Source organism: Actinoplanes sp. NPDC048791, assembly GCF_040650095.1.
Classification (GTDB): Bacteria; Actinomycetota; Actinomycetes; order Mycobacteriales; family Micromonosporaceae; genus Actinoplanes.
Window position 1 is genome coordinate 1 of the sequence record NZ_JBEZGQ010000484.1, and the last position, 6,254, is coordinate 6,254.

A 6,254-nucleotide genomic window follows, 5' to 3' on the forward strand; every position below is an offset into this window, starting at 1 on the left:
AGCCGCACCGGCGGTGTTGCCGGGCGCGGCAGCGGCAGTGGTGCCGGGCGAGGCAGCGGCATCGGTCCCGGGCGCGCCGGCAGGGGTGATCACCGGCGTACCGGAGGGAGGCGTCGCCGCCGTCATCGCGTCGTGCATGGCGACCTCGTCGACGCCCAGCGCCGCCCCGCGGGTCTCCGCGTTCTCGGCCTGCAGGTCGGTGACGATCGCGGGCACGTCCGGCCCGGTCTTGAGCCAGGTCGGCCGCCCGGCCACCACAAACGCGACCCGGTCACAGGCCCCGGCCAGCGCCTGGTTCGCGGTGCCCAGCGCGTCCGCGAACGCCCGGCCGACCGGCGTGGCCGGCACCAGCGACAGCCCCACCTCGGGACTGACCAGCACCAGCCGGGCAGCGCACGTGCGCACCGCCTCGGCCAGGGCCGTCACGGTCGCCAGGTCGTCGTTGGGCTGCTGGGCCGGGTTGAGCAGCGCCGCAACCCAGCCGCCCAGGTCGTCCACGAGCAGGGTGTCGTCCGGCTTGGCCTCGGTGAGCAGGACGGCCAGCCGGGACGGGTCCGCGCCGGTTTCCTCGGTGGTCCAGGACTGCGGGCGGCGGCGCTGGTGGGTCTCGATCCGGGCGCGCCACTCGGGGTCGTCCTCGCCGCCGACCGCCGTGGCGACATAGCGGACCGATGCGGCGCCGGCGACCAGCGCCTCGGCGAACGCGGACTTGCCGGACCGGATCCCGCCGAGCACCAGGACCGAACTCCACCCGTCAGCAGACATGCCCCGTACTTTAGGGCCGTCCGCCGCGATCATGCGGGGCGACCCGGCTTCGATGGGCCCGGGCGTACCGGGCGTACCGGCGCGCACACCGTAGGGTGGGAACAGGACCACAGATCGACACCTGAGGGAGGCGGCGGAATGCCGTGGAGTTGGCGGTACGAGGGCGTCGACGGACAGCCGGTGGCCGGCCCGACCGAGACGTTCAGCAGCCAGGCCGACGCCGAGTCGTGGATCGGCCAGGCGTGGCGTGAGCTGGCGGCCGCCGGGGTCACCCAGGTCACCCTGGTCGAGGACGACCGGGTGGACTACAAGATGAGTCTGTTGCCGGCCGAGTGAGTTACCAGGTCTCGCGCGGCGCCCCGAAGAGCGCCTTCGTTCCCAGCCCGGTCTTCGTCGGGATCCTGGCGGTCACGGCGGTGGCCGGCTGGATGGCGTGGACCGGCTACGGCAACGTCCGGGTCGACGTGTTCCTGCTGATCGTGTCCGGCTGGGTGCTCTCGCTCTGCCTGCACGAGTACGCACACGCGATCGTCGCGTACTTCGCCGGGGACCGGGGCGTCGCCGACCGGGGTTACCTGCGGCTGAACCCGCTGAAGTACACGCACCCGGTGCTGTCCATCGTGCTGCCACTGGTCGCGGTGGTGCTCGGCGGCATCGGCCTGCCCGGTGGGGCGGTGTGGGTGGACCACGCGCACATCCGCAGCAAGGTCAAGGAGTCGCTGATCAGCGCGGCCGGCCCGGCCACCAACGTGGTGTTCGCGCTGATCCTGGCCGTGCCGTTTGTGTTCGGCGCGGGCGACGACGTCGTGCTGCTCAGCGACGGCTCCGGCGGCTGGACCATCGGCGGCAGCCACGGTGACTTCTGGGTGGCGCTGGCCGCGCTGGCGTTCCTGCAGGTCACGGCGAGCCTGCTGAATCTGCTGCCGGTGCCCGGCCTGGACGGCGGCAACATCGTCCAGCCCTGGCTCAGCCCGCCCTACCAGCGCGCGTACAACCTCTTCGCGCCGTACGGCTTCATCTTGCTCTTTGTCCTGCTCTGGCAGTCGAAGATCAACGTCTGGTTCTTCACGCTGGTGAGCTGGCTCGCCGGGCTCATCGGGGTGCCGGACAGCATGGGCGAGATCGGCCTCGCCTACATGCGTTTCTGGCAGTCGCTCTGAGGCTCGCCCGGCGCCCCCGCACGGGGACGCCGGGCGACGCGGATCAGGGACGCTTCGCGGGGCTGACCGTCTTGGCCGGGTCCCGCTCGGTGACCGGCGAGAGCACGTCGTCGATCGCCTTCATCAGGTCGCTGTCGAGCTTCACGCCCGACGCCTTGGCGTTGTCGTAGACCTGCTCGGGCCGGGACGCGCCGATGATGGCGGCGGAGACGTTGTCGTTCTGCAGCACCCAGGCCACCGCGAGCTGCGCCAGCGACAGGCCGGCCTGCTCGGCGAGCGGCTTGAGCTGCTGCACCGCGGTCAGCACCTCGTCGCTCATCCAGCGCGAGATGAACTCGGCGCCGGACTTGTCGTCGGTGGCCCGCGAACCCGCCGGCGGCTGCTTGCCCGGCTCGTACTTGCCGGTCAGCACGCCCTGCGCGATCGGTGAGAAGACCACCTGGCCGATGCCGAGCTCGATCGAGGTGGGCACCACCTCGGCCTCGATGACCCGCCACAGCGCGGAATACTGCGGCTGGTTCGACACCAGCTGGATCTTCAGATCCTGGGCCAGCTCCCAGCCGGCGCGGATCTCGGTCGCGGTCCACTCCGACACCCCGATGTACAGGGCCTTGCCGGAGTGCACGATGTCGGCGAACGCCTGCATCGTCTCCTCGAGCGGCGTCGTGTAGTCGTAGCGGTGCGCCTGGTACAGGTCGACGTAGTCCACCTGGAGGCGGCGCAGCGAGCCGTTGATCGACTCCATGATGTGCTTGCGGGACAGGCTGCGGTCGTTCGGGCCGGGGCCGGTCGGCCAGTAGACCTTGGTGAAGATCTCCAGGCCCTCGCGGCGCTCGCCCTTGAGCGCGCGGCCCAGCACCTCCTCCGCGCGGGTGCCGGCGTACACGTCGGCGGTGTCGAACGTGGTGATGCCCACGTCGAGGGCGGCCCGCACGCACGCGGCGGCGGCCTCCTCCTCGACCTGGGAGCCGTGGGTGATCCAGTTGCCGTACGCGATCTCGCTGATGAGTAGGCCGGAACGGCCGAGGTGACGGAACTCCATGCCTGGGACCCTACCGGCCCCTTACAGAACCGGCCGGGTACCGGAGAGCAGCCGCTCTATCTCGTCCACCACATCTGCGGGCCGGTCCCGGCTCACCTCGAGCACCGGATCGCCGTCGCGGTCCAGCGCACCCCACCGCCCGTCCCGGTCGCCGACGATGAACGCCATCGGGTGGATGAGCAGCCGGGCGTGCACCGGAGCCACCCGCAACTGCCCGGTCCGGTCGACCACCCCGAGCCGGTCCCCGGCGTCGATCACGGCCAGCCCGTCGCCGGTGAAACCCTCGACGGGCCCGCCGGCGGTCAGCTCGGTCGCGAACCGCTGATACTTGAGCTGGACAACGATCCGTCCGTGCTGGTCGACGGCACCCCACCCGCCGCGCCGCACGATGGCCAGTCCGTGCCGGAACGGCCGCACATCCTCGAACCCGCCGGGCACGATGACCCGGTTGTGCCAGTCGACGGCGAACCAGCCGCCGGCCGGCTCCCGGGAAACCCAGGCCAGCCCGTCGGCGAACCGGCTGACCTGCACGTAACCGCTGGACGGGTCGATGACCAGGGCGCCGGTCTCGTCGATCAGCTCCCAGGCGGCGGTGCCGGGGCGGCGTACCCAGGCCACACCCTCGTGGAACGGCTGGGCCTCGGCGTAACGCTCGGGGATGACGACCTCGCCGTTGCTGTCGGCGTACCCCTGCCACCCGGAGTCGTAGTCCAGAGCCGGATGCGGCGGCTCACTCCGCTGCAGAATCTCCTCGCGCGAGCGAGGATAAGGCCCCCACCCGCCCTCCCGGACCCGGTCCATGACCGCGTCGAGCGCGGCCTCGGTCCGGGCGACCAGCTCGGGATCCTCGACCCGCCGCAGCTCCAGCGCGGCCTCGAAATGGTTGCAGGCCTCGAGGAACCGGCCCTGCTCGTAACCGGACTTGCCCGCCTGGACGTGCAGCTCGGCCCGGAGCCGGTCGGGCAGCTCGACCGAACTGGCCTCCTCGAACAACCGGTCGGCCTCGGCGAAATCCCCCTGCCACTGCTGCACCTGGGCCAGCCGGGCCTGCGCGAGCGCAACCAGCCGCAGCTCACCGGTGGCCTCGGCATGCCGCAGCGCCTCCCGCGCATCGGCGAGGGCCCAGCCGAGATCACCGAGCACCCGGGACGCGACGGCCCGCAAACCGAGCAGGCCGGCGCGGACGGTGTCACGCTCGGCGTACTCCAGCCGGTCGGTGAGCCGATCCCGCACGGCCAGGAGCGGCTCCGGGTCATCGACGGTCTCCCGCAGGGTGACCGGATCAACCTTCCAGGGGTACGCGGCCAGAATCTGCTCCGGGTCGGCCCGGCGACGCTCGGGCTCGGGGTCGGGCGGCGCGCTGGGCATTCCGGTACGCGGGGGAGCGGGCTGCCTCCGCGGGGGTTCGGCTTGTGCGTGCTCGGGTTGGGCTGGTTGCGGTTCGGCTGGTTCCGCGGTCGCCGGCTCGGGTTCGACCAGCTCGGCGTCCGCTGTCTCGGTGTCGGGCAGGTCCGCAGCGACATGCTCAGCCTGATCGGACGACGCTTCTCCTTCGACCGGCGGGGTATCCGCCTGGTCGGTCTGGATCGGGTCGGCGTCGCTCGGGGCGGTCTCGATCGGCTCCGGGTCAACCAGTTCCGCGTCGACCACCTCGGCGTCGATCGGCTCGGCGTCGATCGGCTCGGCGTCGATCGGCTCGTCCTGCGCCGGCTGGGCCTCGGCCAGTTCGGCAACGATCGGCTGGGCGTCGGGCAGTTCCGCCTCGATGACCTCTGTTTCGACCAGTTCCGCATCGACGATGTTCGTGGCGATCGGTTCGGGGTCGGCCGGTTCCGCGGCGACGGCTTCTGGAGCTGCCGGTTGCTCGTCGACCAGTTCCGCGTCGATTGGTTCGGGGTCGGTCGGTTCGGCGTCGGTGGCTTCTGGGCCTGCGGGTTCTTCGTCGACCAGCTCGGCGTCGATTGGTTCGGGGTCGGTCGGTTCGGCGTCGGCGCCTTCTCGGCCTGCGGGTTCCTCGTCGATTAGTTCCGCGTCGATCGGTTCGGGGTCGGCGGCTTCTGGAGCTGCCGGCTCCTCGTCGACCAGTTCCGCGTCGATCGGCTCCGGGTTGATCGGCTCTGAGCTGGCCAGTTCTGAGTCGGCCGGCTGGGAGTCCGCCTGCGCCGCGGCTTCCGGCTGCGGGTCGGCCGGCTCGATGTCGGTCCACTCCACGTCGACCGGGTCGGAGACCGCGGGTTCCACGACGACCGGTTCCGCGTCGGCCGGTTCGACGATCGTTGGCTCGGCGTCGACCGGTTCGATGGCGGTCGGTTCTGCGTCGGCCGGTTCCGCTTCGGCCGGTTGGACGGTGGTCGGTTCCGCGTCGGTCGGTTCGACGGCGGCCGGGAATGCCGCGCTGGGTGCGTCGCCGGCCAAGGCCGCGTCGTCGGCGAGGTCTCGCTGCTCCGGCTGCGGATCGTCGGCCTCGACCGCGGCCGATTCCGGCAGGTCAGAGCCGGTGGAATCGCGATCGGTGACATCGGCATCCGCCGTGTCGTCGGCCGGCGTGCCGGTGGACGGGGGCTGCTCCTCCGGTGCCTCTTCCTCCGGGGTGACCTCCGCGGACTTCGGCCTGACCATGCGGGTCTCGGTGGTGGGCGAGAACCAGTCCTGCTTGACTGCGGCCCCACTGGTCGGCAGCGAACTGACCGGCGCGGCGCTGACGGGAGCACCGCTGACCGGACTGCTGCTGACCGGGACACCGCTGATCGGGGCGCTGGAGGCGCGGGCCGCGTCGGCCGGACTGCTGCCGATCGTCGCGTCGCTAATCTCGTCGGCGGCGCTGTCCGGAGCCTGGATGACGAGGTCGGTCGGATCCGGGGCGGCAGGTTCCGGTTCCGGGGTGACCGCGCCGAGGCCGCTCATCGACAGCAGCCAGCCCAGACCGTGCGGCTCTTCCGCGCCGGCTTCCTCTTCGGCAACCGGGCTGGGCTCAGCCGACACCGGCTCTTGGCTGGTCGCGGTCTCCGCAGCGGCGTCCTGCGCCGGTGCAGCCGCCACGAAGGGTGGGATCGGCCGGGTGACCTCCGGATCGACCGCGGCAGAACCGCCCTCAGAGGGCTGAACCGTCGGCCGCGAACCGGTCGACTCAGCAGGCGCCGACTGCTGCGGTGCCTCCTCAGGCCGAGCGGGAACGCCATAAGGAGGCCGCAGCGCCTGCCGCTCGTCGACCGGCGGGGTGGACACCGGCGCCGGCGGAGGCGGCGTGCCGTGCCGTGGCTGAGGCTGGTAGGGCTGGGTCGGCGGAG

The 6,254-nt window shown here is 71.9% G+C and carries 5 protein-coding genes; 2 read left to right on the forward strand and 3 right to left on the reverse strand.

Features of this window, described 5'->3' with window-relative positions:
• The coding region (locus tag AB0C29_RS28675; protein WP_360826344.1) for a bifunctional adenosylcobinamide kinase/adenosylcobinamide-phosphate guanylyltransferase at nucleotides 1-765 on the reverse strand (765 nt) is incomplete at its 3' end.
• Between the two features lie 138 nt (nucleotides 766-903).
• Here AB0C29_RS28675 and AB0C29_RS28680 point away from each other — a divergent pair.
• Both AB0C29_RS28680 and AB0C29_RS28685 read left to right on the forward strand, forming a co-directional pair.
• Entirely contained in the window at nucleotides 904-1,101 is a 198-nt protein-coding gene (locus AB0C29_RS28680) for a hypothetical protein (RefSeq protein ID WP_023359740.1), read from the forward strand.
• Nucleotides 1,098-1,925 carry a site-2 protease family protein gene (locus AB0C29_RS28685; RefSeq protein ID WP_360826347.1) on the forward strand — a complete coding sequence of 276 codons (828 nt, stop codon included), beginning with the start codon at nucleotides 1,098-1,100 and terminating at the stop codon, nucleotides 1,923-1,925. The genes AB0C29_RS28680 and AB0C29_RS28685 overlap by 4 nt, the downstream gene beginning before the upstream one ends.
• Nucleotides 1,926-1,968: 43 nt before the next feature.
• Here the strand turns inward: AB0C29_RS28685 and AB0C29_RS28690 are convergent, their stop codons facing one another.
• Together AB0C29_RS28690 and AB0C29_RS28695 are read right to left on the reverse strand one after the other, a co-directional pair.
• Nucleotides 1,969-2,967 (reverse strand): aldo/keto reductase family protein, encoded by a 999-nt coding sequence (locus tag AB0C29_RS28690; RefSeq protein WP_360826349.1) that lies wholly within the window; start codon nucleotides 2,965-2,967, stop codon nucleotides 1,969-1,971.
• Nucleotides 2,968-2,988: 21 nt separating this feature from the next.
• Nucleotides 2,989-6,006: a WG repeat-containing protein gene (locus AB0C29_RS28695; RefSeq protein WP_360826352.1), complete on the reverse strand. Its 3,018-nt coding sequence runs from the start codon at nucleotides 6,004-6,006 to the stop codon at nucleotides 2,989-2,991.
• Nucleotides 6,007-6,254: the final 248 nt, after the last annotated feature.